This window comes from Acetobacter zythi, assembly GCF_963921165.1.
Taxonomy (GTDB): domain Bacteria; phylum Pseudomonadota; class Alphaproteobacteria; order Acetobacterales; family Acetobacteraceae; genus Acetobacter.
In genome coordinates this window covers 75204-88163 of sequence record NZ_CAWUEO010000003.1, presented here as the reverse complement: position 1 = coordinate 88163, position 12960 = coordinate 75204, and the positions used below count along the sequence as shown (strand labels likewise).

The 12960-nt window shown below is 61.0% G+C and carries 14 protein-coding genes; 7 read left to right on the top strand and 7 right to left on the bottom strand.

Annotated features, from left to right (window positions below; genetic code table 11):
- The 3 genes from AABE20_RS04535 to AABE20_RS04525 form a co-directional block, all read left to right on the top strand.
- A partial coding sequence (locus AABE20_RS04535) for a transposase (protein WP_187668607.1) occupies positions 1 to 136 on the top strand: 136 nt, incomplete at its 5' end.
- A 311-nt stretch (positions 137 to 447) separates the two neighbouring features.
- Positions 448 to 843 carry a flagellar biosynthesis regulator FlaF gene (locus AABE20_RS04530; RefSeq protein WP_338332055.1) on the top strand — a complete coding sequence of 132 codons (396 nt, stop codon included), beginning with the start codon at positions 448 to 450 and terminating at the stop codon, positions 841 to 843.
- Between the two features lie 33 nt (positions 844 to 876).
- A complete protein-coding gene (locus tag AABE20_RS04525; protein ID WP_338332054.1) occupies positions 877 to 2424 on the top strand; it encodes a protoglobin domain-containing protein in 1548 nt (515 codons plus the stop codon).
- 66 nt (positions 2425 to 2490) lie between these two features.
- On the opposite strand, the gene AABE20_RS04520 is transcribed toward AABE20_RS04525, so the two are convergent.
- The 6 genes from AABE20_RS04520 to AABE20_RS04495 all read right to left on the bottom strand — a co-directional run bounded on the left by AABE20_RS04520 (position 2491) and on the right by AABE20_RS04495 (position 7575).
- Positions 2491 to 3816, bottom strand: coding sequence for a flagellar hook protein FlgE (locus AABE20_RS04520; protein ID WP_338332053.1), 1326 nt, complete (start codon positions 3814 to 3816; stop codon positions 2491 to 2493).
- A 217-nt stretch (positions 3817 to 4033) separates the two neighbouring features.
- Positions 4034 to 5152 (bottom strand): EscU/YscU/HrcU family type III secretion system export apparatus switch protein, encoded by a 1119-nt coding sequence (locus AABE20_RS04515; RefSeq protein WP_338332052.1) that lies wholly within the window; start codon positions 5150 to 5152, stop codon positions 4034 to 4036.
- Between the two features lie 12 nt (positions 5153 to 5164).
- Positions 5165 to 6043: a flagellar biosynthetic protein FliR gene (locus AABE20_RS04510; RefSeq protein ID WP_338332051.1), complete on the bottom strand. Its 879-nt coding sequence runs from the start codon at positions 6041 to 6043 to the stop codon at positions 5165 to 5167.
- Complete coding sequence (locus AABE20_RS04505; RefSeq protein ID WP_338332050.1) at positions 6012 to 6287, bottom strand: flagellar biosynthetic protein FliQ; 276 nt, start codon at positions 6285 to 6287, stop codon at positions 6012 to 6014. The genes AABE20_RS04510 and AABE20_RS04505 overlap by 32 nt, the downstream gene beginning before the upstream one ends.
- 10 nt (positions 6288 to 6297) lie before the next feature.
- A complete protein-coding gene (gene fliE, locus AABE20_RS04500) occupies positions 6298 to 6636 on the bottom strand; it encodes a flagellar hook-basal body complex protein FliE (RefSeq protein WP_338332049.1) in 339 nt (112 codons plus the stop codon).
- A gap of 138 nt (positions 6637 to 6774) precedes the next feature.
- The gene (locus tag AABE20_RS04495) at positions 6775 to 7575 is read right to left on the bottom strand and encodes a response regulator transcription factor (protein ID WP_338332048.1); all 801 of its coding nucleotides are present in this window, start codon (positions 7573 to 7575) and stop codon (positions 6775 to 6777) included.
- 276 nt (positions 7576 to 7851) lie between these two features.
- Here AABE20_RS04495 and AABE20_RS04490 point away from each other — a divergent pair, with 276 nt between their 5' ends.
- Complete coding sequence (locus AABE20_RS04490) at positions 7852 to 8100, top strand: hypothetical protein (protein WP_338332047.1); 249 nt, start codon at positions 7852 to 7854, stop codon at positions 8098 to 8100.
- A 280-nt stretch (positions 8101 to 8380) separates the two neighbouring features.
- On the top strand, positions 8381 to 11020 hold the full coding sequence (locus AABE20_RS04485) for a tetratricopeptide repeat protein (protein ID WP_338332046.1): 2640 nt from the start codon (positions 8381 to 8383) through the stop codon (positions 11018 to 11020).
- A gap of 57 nt (positions 11021 to 11077) precedes the next feature.
- On the opposite strand, the gene AABE20_RS04480 is transcribed toward AABE20_RS04485, so the two are convergent.
- Positions 11078 to 11884 (bottom strand): A24 family peptidase, encoded by an 807-nt coding sequence (locus AABE20_RS04480; RefSeq protein ID WP_338332045.1) that lies wholly within the window; start codon positions 11882 to 11884, stop codon positions 11078 to 11080.
- A gap of 228 nt (positions 11885 to 12112) precedes the next feature.
- Between AABE20_RS04480 and AABE20_RS04475 the strand changes: the two genes are divergently transcribed.
- A complete protein-coding gene (locus AABE20_RS04475) occupies positions 12113 to 12529 on the top strand; it encodes a flagellar basal body rod protein FlgB (RefSeq protein WP_338332044.1) in 417 nt (138 codons plus the stop codon).
- 11 nt (positions 12530 to 12540) lie between these two features.
- Complete coding sequence (gene flgC / locus AABE20_RS04470; RefSeq protein WP_086647008.1) at positions 12541 to 12948, top strand: flagellar basal body rod protein FlgC; 408 nt, start codon at positions 12541 to 12543, stop codon at positions 12946 to 12948.
- The last annotated feature ends 12 nt before the right edge of the window (positions 12949 to 12960 follow it).

The following is a 12960-nucleotide window of genomic DNA, read 5'->3' as shown; positions in this document are numbered from 1 at the left end:
TAAAAAACGAAACATCATCGAACGCTTCTTCGCCAGACTTAAACAGTTCAGAGGTATTGCAACACGATATGACAAGCTGAAGTCAACTTTCCTCGCAGCCGTGCAATTCGTCTCCGCCATTATTGGAATTAACTGACGACACACCCTAGCATACGGCCAGCCTCCAGCGGGGTTGAGCGTAAGGTTAAGGCCGGGTGCGGGAGCGCCCGGCCTTTTTGCTGTGCCCTGTGCATTGCTCACGCCAGTGTGTTGCGGATTGACCTCTGCGGGGGTGGGGAATCGGCAAAAATATAGAGAATTTTTATAAATTCCTGCCAATACTGGCAGCGTAGGTTCCGTTAGGTAGCTCTGGTCACGCCCAGACGCCGGGTGTAGAATGAATGACACACACGTTGCTGTTCTTTTGCCCATCGGGTGGAAAATGGCTGATAAAAAAATGGTGCAATCATGATCCATCCCGCAATGCGCGCCTACCAGAATGTGGCAGGGTATTCCCTGACGGACCGACAGGCCGATGCAACCTGCTTCAGACTGCTGATCGAAGAGTTGGAAACGGCATCCGCCAGTTCCGAACACTCCGTTCGGCTTAAGGCCCTGACCAAGAACCAGCGTTTGTGGTCCATGATCATGAAGGCGAATTCGCTGGATTCAGGGGCGACCAATTATGAAGACAGGGAACTGTTTGTAAGGCTTGCCTCTCAGGCGCAGCGTTACGGCATTCGTGCCATTCTTGATAACAATCTGTCCCTCGCTCCCTTGATTGGAATTGCAGAAACCGTTCTGGAAGGTTTGGAAACAGCAGCAGGTTACGGACAGGATTTCGACACCGACGCCATGCTCTGAACGGTTGGGGAGCCAATAAAAGGTGGCTCGACTATGGAAAATTCGGACATGCGGGCAGGCCAGTGGCAGCCTGCCTCAATAGCTGACAGATTGTCTTTTATGGGGATAGAGCGGCGCGAGCGGGATACGCTCGCCAGTATGCGCCCCGATATGGCCGACATTTTGGACGAGAGTCTGTCCGAGTTTTATCAACGTGTGCATGATGTGCCCGAACTGGCCCGTTTTTTTCCGACCGAGGCCACCACAACCAAGGCCCGCTCCCTCCAGCAGATGCACTGGGAGACCATATTGTCCGGCAAATTTGGGCCGGACTATGTGGCCGATGTTACCCGCATTGGCCATGCCCATGCCCGCATAGGGCTGGAACCACGGTGGTATATAGATGGCTACGCCGTCCTGCTTGATGCCATCTGCCGCCGCCTGATCAACCGTGGCGTGCGGGGCGGGCGGCGTTTTTCCCTCGGTCGTGCCGCGACCGAAGCCGAAATGGGCGAAAAACTGGGCCACCAGATCGGGGCCATTCTCAAAGCCGCTTTTCTGGACATGGATCTGGTGATCTCCACCTATCTGGCGCGGCTGGAGGAGGAACGGCAGAAAGCCGCCTCCGAACGCTCCGCACTGGAACAGATTGCACAAGCGCTCGAACGGGTGGCCGAGGGCGACCTGAGTGCGACCCTTGCGCGGGATGTGGCCGAGCGTTCCCCCGTGCTGGCAGCCGCTTTTGCCAAGCTCAAAACCGGGTTGAACACGGTGGTGGCGGACATTCGCGAGGTCTCCACACAGGTGGAGGATTCGGCATCCTCCATTAGCCAGAGCAATGCCCGTATTCTTAGCCAGAACGAGGCGCAGGTTGGTTCCATCCATCGCCTGACCAACGCTACGGCCACGCTTGAGGCCTCGTTGGATGATGTGTCGGGGCAGACGATTGCTGCCGAACATGCGGTGCGCAAATGTGTGGAGGCCGCAGCACGTGGCAACACCAACATGCACGATGTGCGCGCCACCATGGCCGATATTCAGACCGCATGGAAAACCATATCCGATCTGGTCGGCTCCATTCAGAACATTGCGGCCCAGACCAATTTTCTGGCTCTTAACGCCAATGTGGAAGCCACGCGGGCGGGGGCTATGGGGCGGGGTTTTTCGGTTGTGGCCATGGCCATTCGCGACCTGTCGGTCAAAACATCCCACGCGGCACGCCAGATTGCGGCCAGCGCGCAAAAAAACGAGGCGGTTATTCGCAGTGGTGCGGATGCGGTAAACCAGATGGTGGCCGACCTGTCCGACATAGGGGCGGGCATTACCGTGGTGAACAACGCCATTTGCAAAATTAACAAGGAAATGGGGGGCCAGCAGCAAAGCGTTAAAGGCACCCACCGCGAGGCCGCCGCCCTGCGGGACCTGACGGAAAAAACATCCGCCATGAGCGAACATGCCTCGGCCGACTGTCAGGACCTAAGCCAGCGCTCGGCCAGAATGGTCGATCTGGTGAGCAACTTTGTCCTCTCCGATTACGGGCTGGATTATGCAGAGGACTATGCGCGGGATAACACGGATGACTACCCGATAGCCGCTGAATAGATGGGCATAAAAAAACCGGCCTGCTTTGCCGCAGGCCGGTGTAAAAATACCGCAGGTTAAAGCAGCTTACTGGATCATGGCGATGGTGGCCTGAAGCAGCTGGTTTGCTGTGGTCACGATCTTGGTGTTGGCGGTATAGGCTTCCTGCGCCACAATCAGGCCGGACAGGTCGCTTGTCAGGTCGGTGGTGGAGGATTCCACGTAACCGACCGTCACGGTGCCGGTTCCGTTCTCACCCACCAGCCCGGTCTGGGCGCTGCCAGAGGCATCGGTGGCGGTGTAAGCCTGACCGTCTTGCGCCAGCAGCCCGTTAACGTTCGCGAAGTTGCTCAGGGCTACCTTGCCGATCAGCTGCGTGTCCCCGTTATCAAATGTGGCCATAACGGAGCCATCGCTCTCAATGCTGGCGCTTTCGTAGGTGCCGGAGACTGTGCTGTCGCTTTTTGTGGTCGGCGCGACAGCCGTTGTGCCAACGGTCATGCCTGTTGTGCCGCCAATGGTGCCCAGTGCAAGCTTGATTTGCTGTGTCTGCCCATCAGGATATTTGACGGAAACGGGCACGGAAACAGCCGCACCACTCAGCGTGGAGCTGATATTGGTGGTGCCTTGTGTCACGGATTTCAGAGCGCCATTGCTGTCGAACGTAACGGTATAGACTTCGGGACTCGCTACGGGCGCTGTTGTGGTTCCGTCAGAATTGGTTGTGGTGTAGCTGGTGGTGACCTGCCATTCGTCGGGCGTAGTGCTGGTTTTTTGCCATGCCAGGCTGACCTGGGCCTGATTGCCTTCCGGGTTGTCTATGCTGTAGCTGCCATCATAGGTTGTGGTCGCCTGCTGGGTATTCGTGGGTGCATCGGAGGTGGTGGCTGTGGATGACAGGGTTCCGCTTACGGTCAGCGTTGTTGTCTGGGTGGGGCGGAAGGTGACATTGGCAACATTGATTTTGGTCAGCTTGGACGTGTCCAGCTGGCCGGTCGAGTCGTCAACCATGTAGCCATTCAGGTAATAGCCGCTGGTGTTTTCCAGGTTCCCGTTCTTGTCCTCGTAGAACTCACCGTTGCGGGTGTAGTACTGCTCGGTCCCTGTGGTGCCCTTTGTCACGTTGAACAGCCCGTTGCCGGAGATGGACATGGCCAGCCCGTCCGTGCTGGACGTGGCGGTGCCCTGCGAGTTGACGTGCTGCACGGTCACAGCGGCAACCGAGTTGGCCACACCCTGCGCGAACGAACCGGAGGTGGAGCCAGCACCGGCCACAAAGTCCTGAAAAGCGGTGGTGTCGGCCTTGTAGCCGACCGTCTGGCTGTTGGCGATGTTGTTGCTGAGGTTGGTAAACGCGGTGGACTGAGCGTTAATCCCGCTGACAGCCGTAGTAAGGGAGTTAATAATAGACATGTATCGTCCCTGCCTTGTGGATGCGCAGTTATCTTACGCTGGCTGTCTGTGCCGGGCGGCACGCGCATCAGCCACGGGTTATGGCAAACAGGCCCTGCGGGCTTGAACATACCCCGCTCTACGGCCTGCGCCTGAGTTACCCAACTGAGTAGCATGTAGGGCGTGGAACGCAAGTTTTTCCTGCATGAAAGAACTGTAAACCGCTGGTTTTGGGCGCTTAACGCCTGCGGATTGAAGGGCGTGGCTGGGGCTGCTGCGGGGGGGGCGCTGCAGCCCGCGAGCCGGGGGTCTTGAGCTTCATGACATAAGCAATAATGGCGGCCACGGGCTGGAAGTATTCGGCCGGAATTTCAGAATCGAGTGGCAGGGTATACAGCGCGCGGGCAAGGGGCGGGTTGGGCACAATGGGTACGCGGGCTTCTTCCGCCGCCTCACGCATGCGGGCGGCCAGTTCATCCGTGCCTTTGGCAACAATTTTGGGCGCGCTGTTCACCCCGTTTTCGTATTGCAAGGCCACGGCGTAGTGGGTTGGGTTGGTGACAACCACCGTGGATTCCTTGACCGCCTGCACCATGCGGCGGCGGCGGCGCATACGAATCTGCCGCTGACGGGCCTTGACCTTGGGGTCGCCGTCCATTTCCTTGGTTTCGTCTTTAATGTCCTGAAAACTCATGCGCAGTTGTTGCAGCCGGTTCCAGCGGGTCCACACATCATCCAGCACCGCAATAACCGCCTGCACCACCAGAACCACCAGTGTTGCGTACACAAACCATGAGATCAGCTCATGCGTAAGGTGGACCACGCTCCACCGTTCGGACACGGGGGCCACGCGCAGGGTTTCCTTGGCCACGCCGAGCAGGACGAAGCCAAAAACCACAAGTTTGATCAGACTTTTGGCGGTTTCGACCAGATTGTTCTTGCTGAACAGGCGCTTCATCCCCTTTGCGGGGGACAGGCGCATGATGTCGGGCATAATGGCCTGCGGGCGGAACAGGAACCCGCTCTGGAGCACGCCAAAGGTCAGTGTGACCACCACACCCGTAGCCACAAGGGGGGCCGCCAGCCAGACCCCTTCCAGCAAGCTTTGCACGGAGGCACGGTAGAGGGAGGCGCGGTCAAAGGGAATACTGTCAAAATGCCCCATAAGTCCTTGCATATGCTGCGTAAACCTGTAGGCGGACAGACCCGTTGTTGTGGTAAAGACAATGAGAAAGCCACTCAGCACAACCAGAAGCTGCACCTCGCGCGACTGGGCAATATTGCCTTCCTCACGTGCGGTTTCGAGTCGTTTGCCGGTTGGGGCTTGGCTCTTTTCGCCTGAACTGTCGTCCGCCATGGGCTGTGGCTCCTAGTGGTGGACGGGGCCAGCGCCAATGCCGGGTAGGCCAAGCAGCATGTCGCCCGCGCGCTCCTGCCAGACCCCGGTCATGACCTGAATAAGAATGGCCAGCAGCAAAACACCCCCCAGCAACTGCGCGGGCATGGCCATGGAATAGACCTGAATGGAGGGCATAAGCCGGTTGAGCACCCCCAGCATGGCGGGCCACAGCGTGCCGATCAAGACAAAAGGGGCCGAAAGCTGGAAGGCCAGCATAAAGGTTTGCGATGTAACCTGTGTCACACTCCGCGCCATGTCTCCTGTCATGGGGATGTGGCCGGGGGGGAAGAGGGAGTAGGAGCCGGTTACCGCAGCCAATGGCAGGGCATACAGGCCCGTGGACAGAAAAATAACAGGGACCAGAAAAGACGCCATGTGGCTAATGGCCGTACTGTTGGCCCCAAGGTCCGGGTCGGGCTGGAGCACACTGGCAAGCCCGGTAAAAATGGCCACAAACTGCATGGAAATACCAAGCGCGAGCGAGACCAGCCGCGCCAGCCAGCCAATAAAAATACCGTACAGCACTTCGCCCACAATAATGGCAATGGCGCGGGCGGGCATGTGCAGCGCCTGACCGGATACGTCCTTGAGAGCATCGTGCTCGATGGGCAGAATGGCAACGGTAATGCACAGGGCAATGCCTGCGCGGACCACCATGGGAGACGTGCTTTCCCCCAGTCCGGGGGAGGCCAGCACCAGCGCGCTTACGCGGCACAGCACCAGCAGGAACATGGCGGCCAGAACCTGTATGGACCCGCCGGGGAACAGCAGGTAGTCGGTCATGCCCACACGGTGGTGGCGCGGTGGACCGGGCAGGTCATGACCCGCCAACCATAATGATCTGGTCAAAAATGGTGCGGGCGTAGGTGTTCAGAACAGAGGCCATGTAGGAGCCGGTCAGCAGCAGGGCCGCCATGGAGGCCACAAACTTTGGCACAAAGGACAGCGTGGCTTCGCTAACCTGCGTCATGGCCTGAAACAGCGAGACCAGAACCCCTGCCACCAGCGAGGCCAGCAGGGAGGGCGCTCCCAGCTTGACCGCCACAAACAGTGTCTGGCGCAGGATGTCGTGGATATCGACTGTATTGTGCATGGACCGGGTCTTAGATCGACATTTTCATGACGTCCTGATAGGCCTGCACCACGCGGTCACGCACGGTGGTAACGGTCTGCAACGTCAGTTTGGCTTCTTCCACCGAGGTGGCGATGTCGCTCATGTTGCCTTTGCCCGACAGGCCGGTGGCGGTCTGGGTTTCCGCTGTTTTGCCCGTCTGGATTGCGCCTTTGAGCGCATTGTCCAGTGCGGTGGTAAAGCCCGAGACAATATCCGCCCCGCCCGTGGAACCCGTGCCCTGCCCGTCCGTTGAGGACTGTACGCTTTTCTGGGTCTGCCCGTAGGCGTTGAGCGCATCGAGGCTGCGTGTGGTGATATCGCTGGTCATTTTGGCCCTGTCTGGCGCGGAGGGGCGGAATGTCGCCCTGCCGCCACGATAGTGGTCTGGAACGTAGGCGTTACTCTAATCCATTTGGTCCGTGCAAGGCCAGTGGCTTTTGCGCCTGCGTGGCCAATCTTTGCGGTTTTACAGCACGTCCATTTTGGTGGCGGGGGAAATAACGTTAATCCCGCGTGTGACCGGCAGACTGGTCTCGCGCAGGGCGGGGGTGGTGCTTGCGCTGTGTGCGGTGCGTGCGCCAAGGGGAATAAACGCCTGCTCGTTCAGCCTGTAACCAATGCCCCATTGGGTTATAAACGGGTCGACAATGCCAAAATCGCGCAGTTTTTTGCGGATTTTGCAGACCATCACGTCAATAATCTTGCCGTGTGGTTCCTCCTGCCCGGCATACAGGTTGTCCAGCAGGGCTTCCTTGCTGAGCACCTGATTTTTGCGCAGGGTCAGCAGTTCCACCACATCGTATTCACGCGGGGTCAGGGGCAGGGGGCGGTCGTCTATGCGGACCTGCCTGCGGTCCACGTTGACCACCATGCGGCCAATATGCAGGTTCAGGCTGTCATGCCCGCCGGTGCGGCGCACAATGGCGCGCAGGCGGGCCAGCAGTTCCACCGGCTCAATGGCCGCACTCACGCAGTCATCCGCGCCAATGGACAGGGTCTCGGCCACCTCCTGCGGGGTGGAGGCGCGCACAACCATCATAATCGGGGTGGGTATGCGCGAATTGCGGATGTGGCGGAGCAGGCGGGTATCTGCCCGGGCCTGCTGAATAACCGCAATATCGTACTGCGAGCGGCGCAGGGTTTCCACCACCCCTTCGGGGCCGGACATGGTCAGGGAGAGCGCACCCTCCACCGCGGCTTCGGCCAGACCACGGCATGGACGGATATCGCCATGCGTTGAATTGTCTCCGATACACAACAGGCGCATATTTTTTTCCGTCTATTGGTTCCATGGTGTTCGCGCAGTCAATGCCGCAAGGAACTGCGGTGCACCAGCTCAATTCGGCGGGCGGATGCACGGTGCCGGTCGGGTATTTGGGGTGTGATGGAGGCCGTGCAAGGCCAGACTCCAAAAAACACCTTGGCTAAGGCATGACCATCCCATAATCTGAGCGCAAGATTTTTTTCTGCCGGTTTGCATGCGGCCCTGCCGTGCGGCATACCGGGTTTGAGTTTCCTGTACGCCTTGAAGAGGTTCCATCACATGGCAGATACCACGGTTGCCGCCCAGCTTGCTTCGAGCATGCGCACGGCCACGGCCAACATGGCGCAGGCGGCCCACCGCTCCGTCCAGCCCGAGCATGTCGCGTCCACCGCGCTCAAGGTTGCCTCCACCAGTCAGGACGGCTCCACCTCCTCCATGCAGTTTGATGCAACGGGGCAGGTCGTGCCATCAGGCAATACGCACAACAAGCATTCCGGTTCGGCCAGCTTTATCAACCTTCTGGCCTGACCATGCCTCGGGCCGGTTGTTCCGGCCCGATCGGGGGACAGGCCGGGACAGGGTCTTTTTTCACGCATGATGCTTCAGGGTATTGATGAGTGCGCAGCAGCGGCAGTGTCCGTTCTGGTCCTGCATGACTGACAGGTTCGTGTTTTCTGCTTTGGCAGGCGGGCCGGTCAGCCACAGTTCTTCTGCACCCGCCACCGTATGTGCAGAAGAGTCCCGCCTTCGGGCAGGACCATTGTTCGTTCAGGATTAACCAGACGTGTATTTCAGCAGATCCGTTTGCATGAGACGCTGCCTTCTTCCCATTGCCCTGCTTCTGTCCTGCTCCGCCATGACAACCGTGGCCGATGCGGCGCGGCGCTCCCATGCGCCCCGCACCAGCCCGGCAGCCCCCCCCAAGGGCACGGGGCTTAACGCCGCCACAGCAGCAGCGGGGGTTGCAGCCGCCACGGCGGGTGCTGCCGCCGCCAGTGCCGCCGTGCCCGCGCCAACAGACCCCAGTGCGGCAGCGGATGCCGATCTGCTCAAGGGCCTGCCCGCACCGTGGAAAGCCACCGTGCTGGACGTGCCGCTCCCCCCGCCAGCCCCCACACCGGCCCCGGCAGGCAAGCCGCGCAAGGCGGGGCAGAAGGCGGGACAGCCCGGCAGTTCTGGCGCCAATGTGGCCGGTAGTGGTTCTGGCCGCATGAACGTGCCCGCCACATCCACCAACCGTGTGCTTATTCCCGTATCCCCCCGCATGGGGCTGGCCGCCTTCCGCAGTGGCGACAGCTTTGTGATTGTGGTGGACAATGCCGAACCCATGGACACCAGCGCCCTGCGTGGGGATGGCGTTTTTTCCACCCTTACGGTCACAACGCTGCCCGGCGCCACCCTGTTGCAGATCAAACTGCCCGACACGCGCGAATTCTTCCTGTCCCAGCAGGCGGAAGGCTGGATACTGGGCGACAAGCCCCCACCGGGCAATGTTTATGGTGACCGGCGCGTTATCAACCCGATTGTGGCGGATGGGGGGATTCTCTACCCCATGCGCAAACCCGGCCGCGTATTGAGCATTGCCGACCCCGCATCGGGCAAAAAGCTGTTTGTGGGCACCTCCACCACGGATGACGGGGGTATTCTCTCCTTCCGTCATGGTGATGGGTATGACATCTGGCCCACGACCGAAGGCGTGGTGGTGGCCGCGACCTCCCCCGATGTGGGCCTGCGCGCAACCCCCGAGGGCGCGTTGCTGACCTCGGCCGAAAGCCCGCTCCCCGACAGCAAGGTGGCTGTGTACGCCAACACGGTGGATCTGGACTGGCTGGGTTTGCAAAAACTGCCCGATGACCAGTTGGAAGCCCGGCTGCACAAGGCCCTGCTGGCCGCCGCCGATTCCGACCCCGCCCAGCGCTTTGCCGCCCGGCTGGAGGAAGCCCGCGCAGCCTTTGGCGTTGGCGCTTTTCTGGAAGCCCGCGGTATTCTGACCGTAGCCCTTGAGGATGACCCCGAGGAGGCCGTGCGGCCGGAGGTCAGCTTTCTGCTCGCCGCGTCCGAACTACTGAGTGGCAACATGGATGGTGCGTTCCTGCTCGAAGGCCCATGGCCCGATAACGAGCAGCGGGCCACCCAGCTCTGGCGCGGCCTGTACCTTGCCGCCAAAGGCGGGCACGAGGCCGAGGCCGCCCACCTGCTGGCGCGTGACTTTACCCGGCTGGACAATTACCCGGCCAGCGTGCGCAGCGTGCTGCTGCCGTTTGCCGCCGAACAGGTGGGCCGTTACGGCGCGGCAGAGGACCTGAGCGTTCTGGACAAGCTGCCCGCAGGGTCTGCTTACAAGCTGGCAGCCGCCTTCCGCGACCTGCGCACAAGCAAACGCGCACAGGCGTATGACGCGTTTAACGCGCTCTCGGTCGACCCGGACCCCGTGGTGGCGGAAAAGGCTCTGGAGCAGAAAATCTCGCTCGATATGTCCGATGGCAAGCTGACCCCGGTTGCCGCGGCGGAAATGTTCAATGGCCTTATGCCCGATGCCCGTCTGGCCGGGCGCGAGGCCACGGTGCGTCTGTTGCAGGCCGATGCCTATATGCGCGCCCGCAAATGGCCCGAGGCACTGGCCACGCTGGACATGGTCAAGGACACGCCCGAGCAGGTGTCCGAGCCTGTGCTGTCGCCCATGCTGTTCCAGACCCTTGCCGCTGTGGCGTCCGAAGTGGTCAAGGATACGGACCGCGATGCCATTTTGCATGGTGCGGCCATGCTGCGCGCCCATTTGTCCGCCCTGCAACCGGGCACCAAAAAGGGCGAAATCCTGATGGCCTACGGCAAAATGCTGCTTGGCCTTGGGCTGGCGGATGAGGCGCAGCAGGCGTTTTCCGATGCCGTGCCCATGCTGGATTCGCCCGAACTCAAGGCGCTGGCGGGGCAGGGTCTGGCCGAATCGTATATTGCGCTCAAGGATCTGGCCGGTGCGACCGATGTGCTCCAGCGCACCGATGACCCAGACCTGCCGGATGATATGAAAGCCTCCCGCCGCCGCCTGCAGGCCCGCATTACGCTGGCCAAAGGCGACCAGACAGCAGCTCTAGGCCTGCTGAAGGGGGACAGTTTTTCCGACTCGCTGGACATGGCCGCCCGGATTCATGAAAGCCGGGGCGAATGGCCCGCCGCCGTAGCCAATGTGCGCAAAATGGCCGAGGCGGATATTCCCCCCCAAGGCCCGCTGAGTGCCGCCCAGCAAACGCTGGCCCTGCGTCTGGCCTCCGATGCTTCTCAGGCGTCGGATGCGCAAACGCTGGCATGGCTGGCCCAGCTTGTGGGTGATCGCAGCATGGATGGTGAGAGCGGGCGGGTGTTCCGCCTGCTCACACAGGTCGGTGGGCCAAAACCCACCGCCAGCCAGACCGCCAAGTCGCCTGCAACGCCAGCCCCCGCCAAACCCTGAGTTTGGGTTGCGCGGTGGGGTCTGGCCCCTTCGCTCCGGGCTGGCTGGTGCTGGCTGTTAGCCTCCCAGCAAAAACTGCGCCCAGTGCGGTAGGGCCGGGCTGTTGCGGAACACAAAAACCGCCAGCAGCCCAATAGCGCAGGGCAAGGCGGTGGGGTAGCGCCAGATGGCGCGTGCGCTGGCCCCTATGGCGGGCTGGACCATGGGTGTGTGCAGCCTGCGCCGGACCGCGCGCACGGCCCATAGCCCGCCCCCTGCCAGCAGCATAAAAGCCCATAAGCCACCCAGCCCGACCCACGCCCCGCATGCGCAAAGCAGCAGCACATCGGCCGCGGACATAAAATTGCCCCGCCGTGTAATGGACAGGCCAAGCAGGCCCGCCCCGCCCAGCAGCCAGCCCCCACAGGCCCCTGCAATGGCGCTGCCCGCATGGCCCAGCCCAAACCCCGCCAGCAGGCCGCACAGCAGCATGGGCATAAGCAGGGCATTGGGCAGCCAGCCTTCGCGCCGGTCAAACTGCACCAGCATGTTGGCAAGGGTCAGGGCCAGCCCGTTGGCGAGTGCTACGGAGGGTGGGGTGTCAATCAGCAGGGCGAGCGTGCAGGCCGCAACCAGCAGGCAGCCTGCCACCAGTTCGTTTTTTTGCTGTTGGGTGGGTGGGTGTTCCCTGTGGGCGCGCACCCCGGCGGCTACCGGCAACCAGTGCAGCAGAACCGAACAGACCCGGACAGAGGCGGGGAACAGCAGGGCAATGCACACACCCGCAAGGGCGGCTGGGGTGGTGCGGGCCAGCAGGCTCCACGCCAGCATGGCAAGCGTTGCTACGAGCTGAAGGGTTGTGTCCGTCATCTTGAATGTGCGCATGCTCTGCTCGCTCTGGCAAAGGGCATGGTCGTGCCCTGTGTGGGTTCTGCCATAGCGCCGTGCCGGGGCCGTGTCATGGGCAATCCCGCGTGTCCGGGTGGGGTGGGGCTAACAAATCTGTGGCAATCGGGGGGAAGGGGCGCTATTCATGGTCGGACTGCCGTTGAACAGAGGTGTTCATACCCATGCATACGGCACCGCATACAATACAAGGGAGCTGGCATTTTCATGCTGGAGGCACTGTCATCCCAGACCGCGCTGACCCATAGCGGGACTGACCTGTTTTCATTGGCTGAGCGGCGCATGCAGTGGCTGGAGTCGCGCCAGTCCGTTCTGGCGGGCAACGTGGCCAACGCCAATACGCCGGGTTATGTGTCCAAGGATGTTACGCCGTTTTCGGGCGTGCTACAGGACCAGATGACCATGGCCATGGTGCAGACCGAGCCGGGGCATATGGCTGGGCCGGGCAATACCGCACGGGCGCGCAAAACCACAGGTGGCACCACATCCATAGATGGCAACGAAGTCCGGCTGGAAGATGAACTGGGCAAAATAGCCGACACCAACGACCAGCAGCGTTTTGCCACCACGGTTTACACCCGTTACATGGGCATGTTCTCCACGGCGCTTGGCACCAGCGGGTAAGGGGGCGGCAGATGGATTTTACCAACACGATCGGTATTTCCGCCGATGGCATGCGCACACAGGCCGAGCGCCTGCGCGTTTCGGCCGAAAACCTTGCCAACAAGGACACAACCGGTTCCACCCCCGGAGCGGACCCGTACCGCCGCAAGACCATTACCTTCCAGACCACTCTGGACCAGGCTACGGGGGCGTCCAGCGTTAAGGTCAAGTCCATCGGGCAGGACCACACGCCGTTTGAAACACGCTACGACCCCTCCCACCCCGCAGCGGACGCCAAGGGCTACGTGAAGGTGCCGAACGTGAACACCATGGTCGAAATTATGGATACGCATGACGCCCAGCATTCGTACGAAGCGAATCTGAACACCATGCAGATCACCCGCTCCATGCTGACGCGCACCATCAATCTGATGAAATAAAGTCGGTTAGCA